We start from the raw sequence: 12,515 nt of genomic DNA on the forward strand, positions 1-12,515 counted from the left end.
TCGAATGGCGCCGCCGGGCTGTCCGCACCAGGACACGCCGGGGGTCGCCGAGGCTGTCCGTACAACGGAACAGGGACGCAAGGACTCTTTCGGACTCTTCAGGAGGTGGGCGGTGAGCGAGCCGCGGTCCGCGCCGACGGTCGGCCAGGTCGTACTCGGCCGGCGCCTGCTGGACCTGCGGGAACGTGCCGGCCTCAAGCGCGAGGAAGCCGCCCGTATCCTGCGCGTCGCCCCCGCCACGGTGCGCCGCATGGAGATGGCCGAGGTCGCCCTCAAGATCCCGTACCTCCAGCTCCTGCTGAAGGCCTACGGCGTCGGCGACGAGGAGGCCGACGCCTTCGTCCAGCTGGCCGAGGACGCCAACAAGCCGGGGTGGTGGCAGCGTTTCCACGACATCCTGCCGGGCTGGTTCTCGCTGTACGTCAGCCTCGAGGGCGCGGCCTCCCTGATCCGCGCCTACGAGCCCCACTTCGTCCCCGGAGTGCTGCAGACCGAGGACTACGCGCGCGGGGTGCTGCGCTCGGGCGCCATCGGACAGACCCGGCCGGACGACATCGAGCGCCACGTCGACCTGCGCATGCAGCGCCAGGAACTGCTCACCCGCAAGGACGCACCCCGGCTCTGGGTCGTGATGGACGAAACCGCGCTGCGCCGCCCCGTCGGGGGGCCAGAGGTGATGCGTGCCCAGATCGACCGGCTGCTCGAGGCCGCGAAGCTGCCCAACGTGACGCTGCAGGTCGCCCCGTTCGCAAACGGGCCGCACCCCGGCACGTACGGGCCCTTCGTGCTGTTCCGATTCGCCATGCCGGAACTCCCGGACATGGTCTACAGCGAGTACCTGACCGGCGCCGTCTACCTCGACGCGCGCGCCGAGGTGGCGACCCACCTCGAGGTCATGGACCGCATGGCGGCGCAGGCCGCCACGGCACATCGCACGAAGGAGATCCTCCGGGATCTCCGCAAGGAGCTGTGAATGAACCGCATCAAACCCCAGCGCCCGCCACTGACCCGCGGTGAGCGGATCTACAACGGCATGCCCGCCCGTGAACTGGGCAGTGAAGGCTGGCACAAGCCGTGGAGCGGCGGCAACGGAGGCAACTGCCTGGAGGCGATGAAGCTCGCCGACGGCCGGATCGCGGTACGTCAGTCCACCGACCCGGACGGGCCGGCGCTGATCTACACCTCGGCCGAGATGACGGCCTTCATCGAGGGCGCGAAGGCGGGAGAGGCGGACTTCCTGCTGTCCTGAATCCTGCTGTCTTGAATCCTGCGCCCTGCTGATTGTTGTTTTTAAGCTGTTTGGCACTGAGTTGATCACCCATCGCGACGAGAACTCAACATCTGGGAGTGCGTCATGACCGGGCAGCACCGCGCCGCCGAGATCGACACGAGCAAGCCGCATCCCGCGCGGATGTACGACTGGTATCTCGGCGGAAAGGACAACTACCCGGTCGACGAGGCGATGGGCCGGCAGATGCTCACCCTCGACCCGAGGGTGCCGGTGATGGCGCGGGTCAACCGCGCCTTCATGCACCGGGCCACCCGATGGCTGGCGGGCCACGGCATACGGCAGTTCCTGGACGTCGGCACCGGCATCCCGACCGAGCCCAACCTGCATCAGGTCGCCCAGGAGGTCGCGCCCGACGCCCGCGTCGTCTACTGCGACAACGACCCCATCGTGCTGGCCCACGCGGCGGCCCTGCTGCGCGGCACGCCCGAGGGCGAGACCGAGTATCTCCAGGCCGACGTCCGCGATCCGGACGCCGTCCTGGAGGGCGCCAGGAAGATCCTGGACTTCGACCGGCCCGTCGCGCTGTCCCTGGTCGCGCTGCTGCACTTCGTCTCCGACGAGGACGGGGCACACGACCTGGTCCGCCGGCTGCTGGACGCGCTGCCCTCCGGCAGTCACCTGGTGATGACCCATGCGACGGCCGACTTCACGCCCGAGGAGTCGCGGGCGGCCACCGAGAAGCTCCGGGCCGCCGGAGTCACCCTGGCCCTGCGCTCGCGCGAGGAGTTCACCCGCTTCTTCACCGGCCTCGACCTGGTCGAACCCGGCGTCGAGGTGCCGCACCTGTGGCACCCCGAACTGGGCGACCCGGTCGCCGGCCAGGAGGACGGCGTCATCCCTGGGTACGGGGCGGTGGCCCGCAAGCCGTGATCCGCGTGCGGTGGCCGAGCGCGGAGTGACGGGGCGGCGCGGTCCCCGCCTCGCCCGGCTCGGGCGGGGGCCGGCACGTACGCCGCCCGGCTCGGGCGGGGGCCGGCACGTACGCCGCCCGGCTCGGGCGGGGGCCGGCACGTACGCCGCCCGGCTCAGGCCAGGGCCAGCACGTACGCCACCGCCGCGGCGGCCGAGGCACCCGCCCGGACGTGGTTCCAGGCGGTCCACTCGCGCACGTAGCCGGGCCAGCGTCCGGCCGCCTCCGCGGAGCCCGGCTCCAGCCGGAGCAGCGCGGCGTTGCGCGGCACGTTGGCGGCCGCCGTGACCCCGAACGACCCCACCAGGTACAGCGCACTGCCGAGCAGCAACTCCACCGCCGCACCCTCCGGCCACAGCACGAACGTCACCACGGCGATCACCGCGGCCAGCACCGCCGTCCCGAGGAACACGGACATGAAGGCCGGCCGTACCGCGGCCGTGTTGATCGCGTTCATCGCCGCGACGCCCTGCCCGGGCGGCAGCGCGGCGAGCCCCCGCATCACGAAGGTGGAGAAGGCGCAGAAGACACCGGCCGTCACACCGGTCCCGAGCACGCCCAGCACCGTCAGCACGAAGTACGGTCCGTCGATCATGTCCTGTCCACTCCCACCCGTCGAGCAGCTGCCGGCCCGGTGGCCGCCCGTCCGGCGCCGCCGGCCGTCGATCACCCCAAGTCAACCTCCGCACCGGCGCGATGACCATGGCCGAGCGCCGCGGGCCCATGCGCGAGCGTCCAGGGGATCGGGGCGGCGACCGCCGCGACAGGCGACGCGTCAAGTGACGCATCATGGGCGGGTGCGACTGGAAGCGATCACCTGGGACCGGCTCGGCGACCGGCTCGCCGAGCGAGTGCTCGACCTGGAGCCCACCGACGGCAGTGCCTGGACGCGCGTCGCCCTCGACGGCGCCCCGGCCGCCCGCACCGGCGACCTCGCCGACCGGGTCGGTGAGGCGCTGCGCGTCCGCGGCCGCCCCTCCCTCGTCGTGGGAACGGACGGTTTCCTGCGGCCCGCCTCGCTCCGACTGGAATACGGGCACCAGGACGTCGAGTCCTACTACAACGGCTGGTACGACACCGGCGCCCTGTGGCGCGAGGTCTTCGACCCCCTCGGGCCCGGCGGCGACGGGCGGGTCCTGCCCGACCTGTGGGACCCGGTCACCGACCGCGCCACCCGCAGCCCCTACGCCCGGCTCCCTCCCGGCGGAGCGCTGCTGCTCCACGGTCCCTTTCTGCTGCGCCACTGGTTCCCCCTGGACCTGAGCGTCCATCTCGTCCTCAGCCCCGGGGCCCTGCGCCGCCGCACCCCCGAGTCCGAGCACTGGACCCTGCCCGCCTTCGAGCGCTACGACGAGGAGACCGACCCGTCCGGCAGCGCCGACGTCCTGGTGCGCGCCGACGATCCACGCCATCCCGCTTGGAACGGCTGATCCGGAGGGCCTCCGCCGCCGGAGCGTCGCCCCCTTCGGGCAAGCGGGACAACTGGGATGATCGCAGCATGACGCGAACCGACGGATACCTCCTCGACAACGGGCAGTCCGAGGCTGCGGAGCGCTTCGACGCCTTCGCCACGCTCTTCGACCCCACCACGTTCCGGCACCTCCAGGCGCTCGGCGTCGGTCCCGGGTGGCGCTGCTGGGAGGTCGGGGCCGGCGGCACCTCCGTGGTGTCGTGGCTGGCCAAGCGGGTGGGACCGACCGGCAGGGTCCTCGCGACGGACATCGACACCTCACGGGTCGCCCCGGCCGGCCGCCCGCCGGTCGAGGTACGGGTGCACGACGTCGGCGCGGAGGAACCGCCCGGGGACGGCTTCGACCTCGTGCACGCACGGCTCGTACTCGTCCATGTCCCCGACCGGGAGCGGGCGTTGCGGTCCATGATCAAGGCCTTGCGGCCGGGTGGCCGCCTCCTGGTCGAGGACGCCGACCCGGCGCTCCAGCCGCTGCTCTGCCCCGACGAGCACGGCCCCGAGCAGCAGTTGGCGAACAGGCTCCGGCACGGCTTCCGCCAACTGCTCTCCCAGCGGGGCGCCGACCTGTCCTACGGCCGCCGGCTGCCCCGGCTGCTGCGGGAGGCGGGCCTGCGCCGGGTGGAGGCCGACGCCTACTTCCCGGTCACCTCGCCCGCGTGCGCCGCCCTGGAGTCCGCGACCGTACGACAGATCCGCGACCAACTGGTCTCCGCCGGGGTGGCCTCCCACGACGACATCGACCGCCACCTCGCGAACGTCGCGTCCGGCGGCATGGACCTCGCGACGGCGCCGATGATCTCGGCGTGGGGCCGCAAGGGGTGACTGGGGCTACCCGTCGGCCGTTCGCCGGTCGGCCGTTCGTGGAGGTCTTCCGCCCACCCCCTCGACCGCCCGTGCGCCCGCCCGGCATCCGGCGGCCGCCGCCTCCTCGGGCTCGGCGCCCGTGAGCAGTGCGGCGAGGAACGCGCCGGTGAAGGCGTCACCTGCGCCCGTACTGTCCCGCGGCGACGCCGTGACGGCGGCGACCCGTGCGCGCACGGTGCCGGACCGGGCCACCAGCGCCCCTTCCGCCCCCTGCTTGGCGATCACCAGCGGAACGTGCCGGCTGAGCTTCGCGGCCGCGTCCGCCGCGTCGGGCAGGCCGGTCAGCAGACACGCCTCGTCACGGCTGGGCAGCAGCACGTCCACGCCCTCGACCAGGCCGAGGAAACGGCCGACGCCCAGCTCGGCGAGGAACCCGGCCGACGCCGGGTCCAGGCTGACCGGCACCCCACGCGCGCGGGCCGCCGCCAGGGCGACCGACACCAGGGCGCGGCCCGGCTCCGAGAAGAGGAGATAGCCGGACAGGTGCAGCCGGCCCACGCCGTCGAGCAGCGCGTCCGACCAGTCGTCCGGACCGATCAGCAACGACGCCCCGCTGTCCGTCAGGAACGTCCGCTCGGCCGAGTCGTCCGTGTCGACCAGGCAGATCACCGTCCCCGTGGGTGCCGCCACATCGACGACGAGAAGCGGACGCACCCCACACGCCGCCAGCTCCCGCTCGTGCCACGCGGACGCGTCGGTGCCCACCCGGCCCAGCAGCCGTACGTCCCCGCACCCCGCGTACGCCGCCCAGCAGGCCACGTTGGCACCCGCCCCGCCGGGCAGCCGACGGATCGAGGCGGCGGTGTCCGTGCCGGGGGCCAGCGGTCCCCGGTGCCGGGCGACGACGTCCGTGACCACGTCCCCGACGACCAGCAGCGCACCGCCCGGGGCCGCGCTCATGCCCCGGTCCAGGCCGCCGCGATCCGGGCCGCCAGCCGCACGTTCCCCCGCACCGCCGCCAGGTTGGCGCTCAGCGAGGCACCGTCGGTGAGCCGTACCAGGCGTTCGAGGAGGAACGGTGTGACCGCCTGGCCCGTGACACCCTCCGCCTCGCACGCGTGCAGCGCGTCGGCGAGCACGCGCGCGTGGAGCGCGGGATCGAGCTGCTCCTCCTCGGGAACGGGATTGGCGACCACGAGCGCGGACCGCGGTCCGTCCAGCGCGTCCTGCGCCCGCATGACCGCCGCCACCTGCTCCGGGTCGTCCAGCGTCCAGTCCACCGGGTGTCCCGAGTCGGACAGGTAGAAGCCGGGGAAGCGGTCCGTTCCGTAGCCGGCCACCGCGACCCCCAGCGTCTCCAGCCGTTGCAGGGTCGCCGGGACGTCCAGGATGGACTTCACGCCCGCGCAGACCACGGTGATCCGGGTGCGGGCCAGCAGTCCCAGGTCCGCCGACTCGTCCTGCGTCACCGTCCACTCCCGGTGGACGCCGCCCAGCCCGCCCGTCGCGAACACCCGCACGCCCGCGAGGGCCGCCAGCAGGGCGGTCGCCGACACGGTGGTCGCCCCGCTCGCCCCGGAGGCCACCGCGAGCGGCAGGTCCCGGTGCCCCAGCTTGCGGATGCCGTCCTCGTTGGCGACCCGCTCCAGCTGCTCCTTGTCCAGGCCGACACGCGGCCGTCCGTCCAGCACGGCGATCGTCGCCGGTACGGCGCCCTCCCGCCGCACCGCCTCCTCCAGCTCCCGGGCCACCAGCAGATTGCGCGGGCGCGGCAGGCCGTGCGCGATGATCGTGGATTCCAGGGCCACCACGGGGCGACACGCGTCGATCGCCTCCCGTACCTCTTCCGACACCATCAACCTCACGCGCCTGCCTCCTGTCCGACGGTCTCCCTCAGCTCCGGTCCCCCTCATCCCTGGCGGGCGGGGGACCGGGCCAAACCCCGCCGGTGCCGGAACAAAACCGTTGCGGCCCTCGTGACGGAGCACGAGCCTGGGCCTATGACAGACAACACGACCCGTCTCGACCACGTCGTCCTGTGGGTACGCGACCCGGTCGCCGCGGCCGGCTTCTACGAGAAGAACCTGGGCTTCGAGCCACTGAGGGTCACCGAGTACGCCGCGGGGACCGTGAGCTTCCCCTCCGTGCGGATCGACGACGAGACCATCCTCGACCTCGCACCGCACTCCATGGCGGCCCGCATGCGCGTGGTCCCCGGCGCCGACGCCAGTGCCGGGCATCCCGTCAACCACATCTGCGTGTCCCTGTCCCCGCACGGCTTCGACGCACTGCGCGCCCGCCTGGAGGAGCAGTCCGTCCCGGTGTCGGACCTCTCCTACGACTCCTACGGCGCCCGCGGCATGGCCAGGCGGAGCTTCTACTTCGGCGACCCGGACGGCAACATCATCGAGGCCCGGCACTACGAGTAGCCCCCGCCCGGCCGGTGCCGTCCGTCAGAACAACGGCTCGGGCAGCACGCCCTCCAGCGCGAGCAGCCGCCGCTTGGTGTCCACACCGCCGCCGAACCCGCCGATGCCGCCGTCGCTCTCCACGACCCGGTGACACGGCACGACGACGGGCAGCGGATTGGCCCCCATGGCCATGCCCACCGCCTGGGCGGCGCCCGGCTGGCCCACCCGGCCGGCCAGAGCGCCGTAGCCGACGACCGAGCCATAGGGGACGCCGGAGGCCAGCTCGCGCAGCACCTGCCGGTTGAAGCCCGAGATCAGCGACCAGTCCAGCGGCAGGTCGAAGTCGCGCCTCCTGCCCGCGAAGTACGCCTCCACCTGGCGTATCGCCTCGGTCAGCAGCGGGGAGCCGGGCGCCTCGACGGGCTCCGTGCCCAGCCGGGCCGTGAGCCTGTCGAGCGCCCGGTCGCGCGCGGCGTCGGTGGCGTGGAACACGACGTTGACCAGACCGTCGCGGGTGGCGGCCAGCAGCAGCGGACCGATGTCGGTGCCGACGACGGTCCACACGACCTGCTGCTCGTACTGCCCATGGCTGTCCATGCCCCCACGGTACGGCCCGGCACTGACAACGCCCGGGTCAGTCCACGGCGTCCCGCACCACGTCGGGCTTGTTGGTGATGACGCCGTCGACGTCGTACCCCGCGACCCGGCGCGCGGTGTCCGCGTCGTTCACCGTCCAGGTGAGCACCTCCAGCGGCCTGCCGTGCGGGCCCGTGAACGCGTGCACCGCGGACACGTAGCTCATGGAGAGCGTGCTGTACGACGGGTTGATCTGGTCGGCGAACTCCGCGTACGCCGGCAGCTCCGACACGGCCGGGGTGCCGAGGAAACCGGTCTTGACGGCGGGCTTGAGATCGTGGACCGTCCGGATGCTGTCGGCGTCGAAGCTCTGCACGACCAGCCGTCCCGCCACATGCCGCCGGTCGAGCCAGCCCTCGTTGGCGAGGACCTTGAGGGTCTGCCGTTCGATGCCCGGGTACAGCCCGGGGCTCTTCAGCTCCAGCAGCAGCTTCTGGTGGTTGTGCTCCACCCGGTCCACGTACTGCTCCAGCGTCGGCACGCGCGCGCCCGCGTACTCGGGAGCGAACCAGCTCCCCGCGTCCAGCCGCGCGATCTCCGCGGCGGTGAAGTCCTTCACGTTCCAGGGCGACCGGTCCGGGAAGACCTCCTCCACGTCGGTCGTACGCGCCAGGCTCTCGTCGTGGAGGACGACGAGTTCGCCGTCCCGGGTGCGCTGGACGTCGTTCTCCACCCAGCGGATGCCCAGCTCGGCCGCCCGGTCGACGGCGGCCAGCGTGTTCTCCGGCGCATACCCGGAAGCACCCCGGTGGGCGACGACCGTGGGCCCGTCGTCGCCCGCCTCGTCGGCCCGGGCGTGCGAGAGGGGAGCCGTGAGGGCGACCCCAAGAAGAGCGGTGGTCGTGACGGCTACTGCGCGTACGTGCATGCGTACTCCTCGCCTCGAACGATCACGGACAGCACCACTGTGACATCGGAGAGTCAACAAAACAGGGGTGCGGAGTGGCCACAGGCTGAATGGAGTTGCTCAATTACGCTCACGGCGGCGGCACAACTGGGGCGAGACCGTGATTCTTTGCCGGAGAATCGTTCGACCATTCCGGTGGAAGTCATACTCTCTGCCTCGACCCTGATCGTTCGCGCGGTCCTGGGAGGGGGCGCACATCAGGAGAAACCGGGACATCGCCGGGGTGTAAGAAGGCGGAAAGGCAGCCGCACATGCAAAGCACGGTCGACGGATTCAGCTACGGACTCGTCACACCGCTGGTGGCCTACCTCATGGCCTGCCTCGGCGGTGCCCTCGGTCTGCGCTGCACCGCCAGGGCCGTGCTGGTCACCCGCTCCTGGCGCCCCGGATGGCTCGCCCTCGGCTCGGCGGCGATCGGCTCCGGCATCTGGACCATGCACTTCGTCGCGATGATGGGGTTCACGATCGACCACACCCCGATCCGCTACGACTGGCTGATGACCTTCGCCAGCCTGGCCGTCGCCATCGTCATGGTCGGCGTGGGGATCTTCATCGTCGGCTACCGGGGTGCGCGCGGGACGGCCCTGTTCACCGGCGGTACCGTCACCGGCCTGGGCATCGCCTCGATGCACTACCTGGGAATGGCCGGGATGAACCTGGACGGGCAGTTGACGTACAACACGTTCACCGTCGCCGCGTCCGTCGTCATAGCCATGGCCGCCGCCACCGCCGCCCTGTGGTCGGCCGGACAGGTCCGGGGCTTCCTGTGGAGCGTGGGCGCCGCTCTGATCATGGGGCTGGCCGTCACGGGCATGCACTACACGGGAATGGCCGCCCTCGAGGTCCACCTCACCGGCACGGCCGAGCCCCCCGTCGGAGGATCGCCCGCCGAAATGCTCGCCCCCATGCTGATCGGTCCCCTCGCCTTCCTCCTCCTCGCCGGCGTCGTCGTCGTGTTCGACCCGCTGATGGTCATGGGAAGGCCCGCCGTGGCCCCCGTCGAGCGGAAGCCGGGCGTCCCCGCCCACACCGAGGTCCCGCGCACGATCCGGCACCCGGCACACCACCCCGCCCGGCGCACGCGCCGCCCCCTCGCCCACCGGGGCTCGCGCACCCCGCAGAACCGCTGACCGCGACCCGTTGTCAGTGGCGGGTCGTACGGTGGAACCCATGCGGCCCGTTTCCCAGATCGAACGCACGGTGGCGCCCTTCGAGGTCGTCAGCCCCTACCAGCCCAGCGGCGACCAGCCGGCGGCCATCGCCGAGCTGGCCCGGCGTGTCCGGGCAGGCGAGAAGGACGTCGTCCTGCTCGGCGCCACCGGCACCGGAAAGTCCGCCACCACCGCGTGGATGATCGAGAAGCTCCAGCGCCCCACCCTGGTGATGGCGCCGAACAAGACCCTGGCCGCCCAGCTGGCGAACGAGTTCCGCGAGCTGCTGCCCAACAACGCCGTCGAGTACTTCGTCTCGTACTACGACTACTACCAGCCCGAGGCCTACGTCCCCCAGTCGGACACCTACATCGAGAAGGACTCCTCGATCAACGAGGAGGTGGAGCGCCTGCGCCACTCCGCCACCAACTCGCTGCTCACCCGCCGTGACGTCGTCGTGGTCGCCTCCGTCTCCTGCATCTACGGCCTCGGCACCCCGCAGGAGTACGTGGACCGCATGGTCCCGCTCCGGGTCGGTGAGGAGCACGACCGGGACGAGCTGCTGCGCCGCTTCGTCGACATCCAGTACACGCGCAACGACATGGCCTTCGCCCGCGGCACCTTCCGGGTGCGCGGCGACACCATCGAGATCTTCCCGGTCTACGAGGAGCTGGCCGTCCGCATCGAGATGTTCGGCGACGAGATCGAGGCCCTGTCCACGCTCCACCCGGTCACCGGCGAGATCATCAGCGACGACCAGCAGCTGTACGTCTTCCCGGCCTCCCACTACGTCGCCGGCCCCGAGCGCCTGGAGCGCGCGGTCAACGACATCGAGAAGGAGCTGGCCGAGCGCCTGACCGAGCTGGAGAAGCAGGGCAAGCTCCTGGAGGCCCAGCGGCTGCGGATGCGCACCACGTACGACCTCGAGATGCTCCGCCAGATCGGCTCCTGCTCCGGCGTGGAGAACTACTCGATGCACTTCGACGGCCGTTCGCCCGGCTCCCCGCCGAACACCCTGCTGGACTACTTCCCGGACGACTTCCTGCTCGTCATCGACGAGTCGCACGTCACCGTCCCGCAGATCGGCGCCATGTACGAGGGCGATGCCTCCCGCAAGCGGACCCTGGTCGACCACGGCTTCCGGCTGCCCTCCGCGCTCGACAACCGTCCGCTGAAGTGGGAGGAGTTCCAGGAGCGCATCGGGCAGACCGTGTACCTGTCGGCGACCCCGGGCGCCTACGAGCTCTCCCGTTCGGACGGCGCCGTGGAGCAGATCATCCGCCCCACCGGCCTGGTCGACCCGGAAGTCGTCGTCAAGCCCACCGAGGGCCAGATCGACGACCTGGTGCACGAGATCCGCACACGGACCGAGAAGGACGAGCGCGTCCTGGTCACCACCCTCACCAAGAAGATGGCCGAGGACCTCACCGACTACTTCCTGGAGCTCGGCATCCAGGTCCGCTACCTCCACAGCGACGTCGACACGCTGCGCCGCGTCGAGCTGCTGCGTGAGCTGCGCGCCGGCGAGTACGACGTCCTGGTAGGCATCAACCTGCTGCGTGAGGGCCTCGACCTGCCCGAGGTGTCCCTGGTGGCGATCCTCGACGCCGACAAGGAGGGCTTCCTGCGCTCCGGCACCTCCCTGATCCAGACCATCGGCCGCGCGGCGCGCAACGTCTCCGGCCAGGTCCACATGTACGCGGACAAGATCACGCCGGCGATGGAGAAGGCCATCGACGAGACCAACCGCCGCCGCGAGAAGCAGGTCGCGTTCAACAAGGCGAACGGCGTCGACCCGCAGCCGCTCCGCAAGAAGATCAACGACATCGTCGCGCAGATCGCCCGCGAGGACGTCGACACCGAACAGCTCCTCGGCTCGGGCTACCGCCAGGCGAAGGAGGGCAAGGGCGCCGAGGCACCCGTGCCCGCGCTGGGCGGCCAGGCGACGGGCGGGACCAAGGCTGCCAAGGGCCGGGCCAAGGAAACGGCGGTGACCGACCGTCCGGCGGCGGAGCTGGCCGGACAGATCGAGGATCTCACCACCCGGATGCGCGCCGCAGCGGCCGACCTCCAGTTCGAGATCGCGGCCCGGCTGCGCGACGAGGTCTCCGAGATGAAGAAGGAACTGCGCCAGATGAAGGAGGCGGGCCTGGCCTGACGGCCCGGCCGGGCAGCGCACTGTGTTGCAAGACCGACACAAAGCGCGGACCGGGGTGGGGCACTGTCAGTGCCTCTGCATAGGGTTCTGGTCAACCGCGGGTACCGCGGCAACAGGGGACAGTTCGAGAGGGGATCAGCGCGTGACCGTCAACATGACCAAGGGTCAGGCCATCAGTCTGCAGAAGAGCGACGGCGGCAGCCTGACGTCGGTGCGCATGGGTCTCGGCTGGCAGGCGGCTCCCCGGCGCGGCCTGTTCGGCTCGCGCACCCGGGAGATCGACCTGGACGCCTCCGCGGTCCTCTTCGCGGACAAGCAGCCGGTCGACGTCGTCTTCTTCCGCCACCTGGTGAGCGACGACGGCTCGGTGCGCCACACCGGGGACAACCTCGTCGGCGGTGTCGGCCAGGGCGGCGACGACGAGGCGATCCTCGTCGACCTGCAGCGCGTTCCGGTCCACATCGACCAGATCGTCTTCACGGTCAACTCCTTCACCGGCCAGACCTTCCAGGAAGTCCAGAACGCCTTCTGCCGCCTGGTCGACGAGACCAACGGCCAGGAACTGGCGCGCTACACACTGGCCGGCGGCGGGGCCTTCACGGCCCAGATCATGGCCAAGGTGAACCGCGCCGGCCAGGGCTGGGCGATGACCGCCATCGGCACCCCGGCCAACGGCCGCACCTTCCAGGACCTGATGCCGGCGATCCTGCCGGTCCTGTAGCGGCCGGCCCGCAGGAACCCGGCTGCGGCGGTCCGGCCCAGAGCAGTCCGGCCCG

Annotated in this window: 14 protein-coding genes; 9 read left to right on the forward strand and 5 right to left on the reverse strand. The window is 71.6% G+C overall.

The features are described from left to right. Positions 1-112 precede the first annotated feature (112 nt). The 3 genes from ABS735_RS07855 to ABS735_RS07865 all read left to right on the forward strand — a co-directional run bounded on the left by ABS735_RS07855 (position 113) and on the right by ABS735_RS07865 (position 2,161). The gene (locus tag ABS735_RS07855) at positions 113-973 is read left to right on the forward strand and encodes a helix-turn-helix domain-containing protein (RefSeq protein ID WP_373902147.1); all 861 of its coding nucleotides are present in this window, start codon (positions 113-115) and stop codon (positions 971-973) included. Next, positions 974-1,249, forward strand: coding sequence for a DUF397 domain-containing protein (locus ABS735_RS07860; RefSeq protein WP_102929095.1), 276 nt, complete (start codon positions 974-976; stop codon positions 1,247-1,249). It begins immediately after the preceding gene. Positions 1,250-1,354: 105 nt separating this feature from the next. Further along, positions 1,355-2,161, forward strand: a complete 807-nt coding sequence (locus ABS735_RS07865; protein ID WP_373902148.1) for an SAM-dependent methyltransferase — start codon at positions 1,355-1,357, stop codon at positions 2,159-2,161. Positions 2,162-2,316: 155 nt separating this feature from the next. On the opposite strand, the gene ABS735_RS07870 is transcribed toward ABS735_RS07865, so the two are convergent. Next, positions 2,317-2,796, reverse strand: coding sequence for an anthrone oxygenase family protein (locus ABS735_RS07870; protein ID WP_373902149.1), 480 nt, complete (start codon positions 2,794-2,796; stop codon positions 2,317-2,319). Between the two features lie 202 nt (positions 2,797-2,998). Here ABS735_RS07870 and ABS735_RS07875 point away from each other — a divergent pair, with 202 nt between their 5' ends. Both ABS735_RS07875 and ABS735_RS07880 read left to right on the forward strand, forming a co-directional pair. Then, positions 2,999-3,631: a nucleoside/nucleotide kinase family protein gene (locus ABS735_RS07875; protein WP_373902150.1), complete on the forward strand. Its 633-nt coding sequence runs from the start codon at positions 2,999-3,001 to the stop codon at positions 3,629-3,631. 68 nt (positions 3,632-3,699) lie between these two features. Beyond that, on the forward strand, positions 3,700-4,494 hold the full coding sequence (locus tag ABS735_RS07880) for a methyltransferase domain-containing protein (RefSeq protein WP_373902151.1): 795 nt from the start codon (positions 3,700-3,702) through the stop codon (positions 4,492-4,494). Positions 4,495-4,500: 6 nt separating this feature from the next. Here the strand turns inward: ABS735_RS07880 and ABS735_RS07885 are convergent, their stop codons facing one another. Then, on the reverse strand, positions 4,501-5,436 hold the full coding sequence (locus tag ABS735_RS07885; protein WP_373902152.1) for a carbohydrate kinase family protein: 936 nt from the start codon (positions 5,434-5,436) through the stop codon (positions 4,501-4,503). After that, the gene (locus ABS735_RS07890; RefSeq protein WP_373902330.1) at positions 5,433-6,332 is read right to left on the reverse strand and encodes a pseudouridine-5'-phosphate glycosidase; all 900 of its coding nucleotides are present in this window, start codon (positions 6,330-6,332) and stop codon (positions 5,433-5,435) included. Before ABS735_RS07890 ends, ABS735_RS07885 begins: the two co-directional genes overlap by 4 nt. 144 nt (positions 6,333-6,476) lie before the next feature. On the opposite strand from ABS735_RS07890, the gene ABS735_RS07895 reads away from it, so the two are divergent. Next, on the forward strand, positions 6,477-6,905 hold the full coding sequence (locus ABS735_RS07895) for a VOC family protein (protein WP_373902153.1): 429 nt from the start codon (positions 6,477-6,479) through the stop codon (positions 6,903-6,905). Positions 6,906-6,929: 24 nt separating this feature from the next. Here ABS735_RS07895 and ABS735_RS07900 read toward each other — a convergent pair whose 3' ends face one another. Both ABS735_RS07900 and ABS735_RS07905 read right to left on the reverse strand, forming a co-directional pair. Further along, the gene (locus tag ABS735_RS07900; RefSeq protein WP_373902154.1) at positions 6,930-7,484 is read right to left on the reverse strand and encodes a methylated-DNA--[protein]-cysteine S-methyltransferase; all 555 of its coding nucleotides are present in this window, start codon (positions 7,482-7,484) and stop codon (positions 6,930-6,932) included. Between the two features lie 37 nt (positions 7,485-7,521). Next, positions 7,522-8,391 (reverse strand): glycerophosphodiester phosphodiesterase, encoded by an 870-nt coding sequence (locus ABS735_RS07905; protein WP_373902155.1) that lies wholly within the window; start codon positions 8,389-8,391, stop codon positions 7,522-7,524. A 290-nt stretch (positions 8,392-8,681) separates the two neighbouring features. Between ABS735_RS07905 and ABS735_RS07910 the strand changes: the two genes are divergently transcribed. The 3 genes from ABS735_RS07910 (at position 8,682) to ABS735_RS07920 (ending at position 12,460) form a co-directional block, all read left to right on the forward strand. Further along, positions 8,682-9,560, forward strand: a complete 879-nt coding sequence (locus ABS735_RS07910) for an MHYT domain-containing protein (protein ID WP_373902156.1) — start codon at positions 8,682-8,684, stop codon at positions 9,558-9,560. A gap of 40 nt (positions 9,561-9,600) precedes the next feature. Beyond that, positions 9,601-11,739 carry an excinuclease ABC subunit UvrB gene (gene uvrB / locus ABS735_RS07915; RefSeq protein ID WP_373902157.1) on the forward strand — a complete coding sequence of 713 codons (2,139 nt, stop codon included), beginning with the start codon at positions 9,601-9,603 and terminating at the stop codon, positions 11,737-11,739. Between the two features lie 142 nt (positions 11,740-11,881). Beyond that, complete coding sequence (locus ABS735_RS07920; RefSeq protein WP_030185838.1) at positions 11,882-12,460, forward strand: TerD family protein; 579 nt, start codon at positions 11,882-11,884, stop codon at positions 12,458-12,460. Positions 12,461-12,515: the final 55 nt, after the last annotated feature.

The sequence above is a fragment of the Streptomyces sp. MMCC 100 genome (assembly GCF_041538145.2).
Taxonomy (GTDB): Bacteria; Actinomycetota; Actinomycetes; order Streptomycetales; family Streptomycetaceae; genus Streptomyces.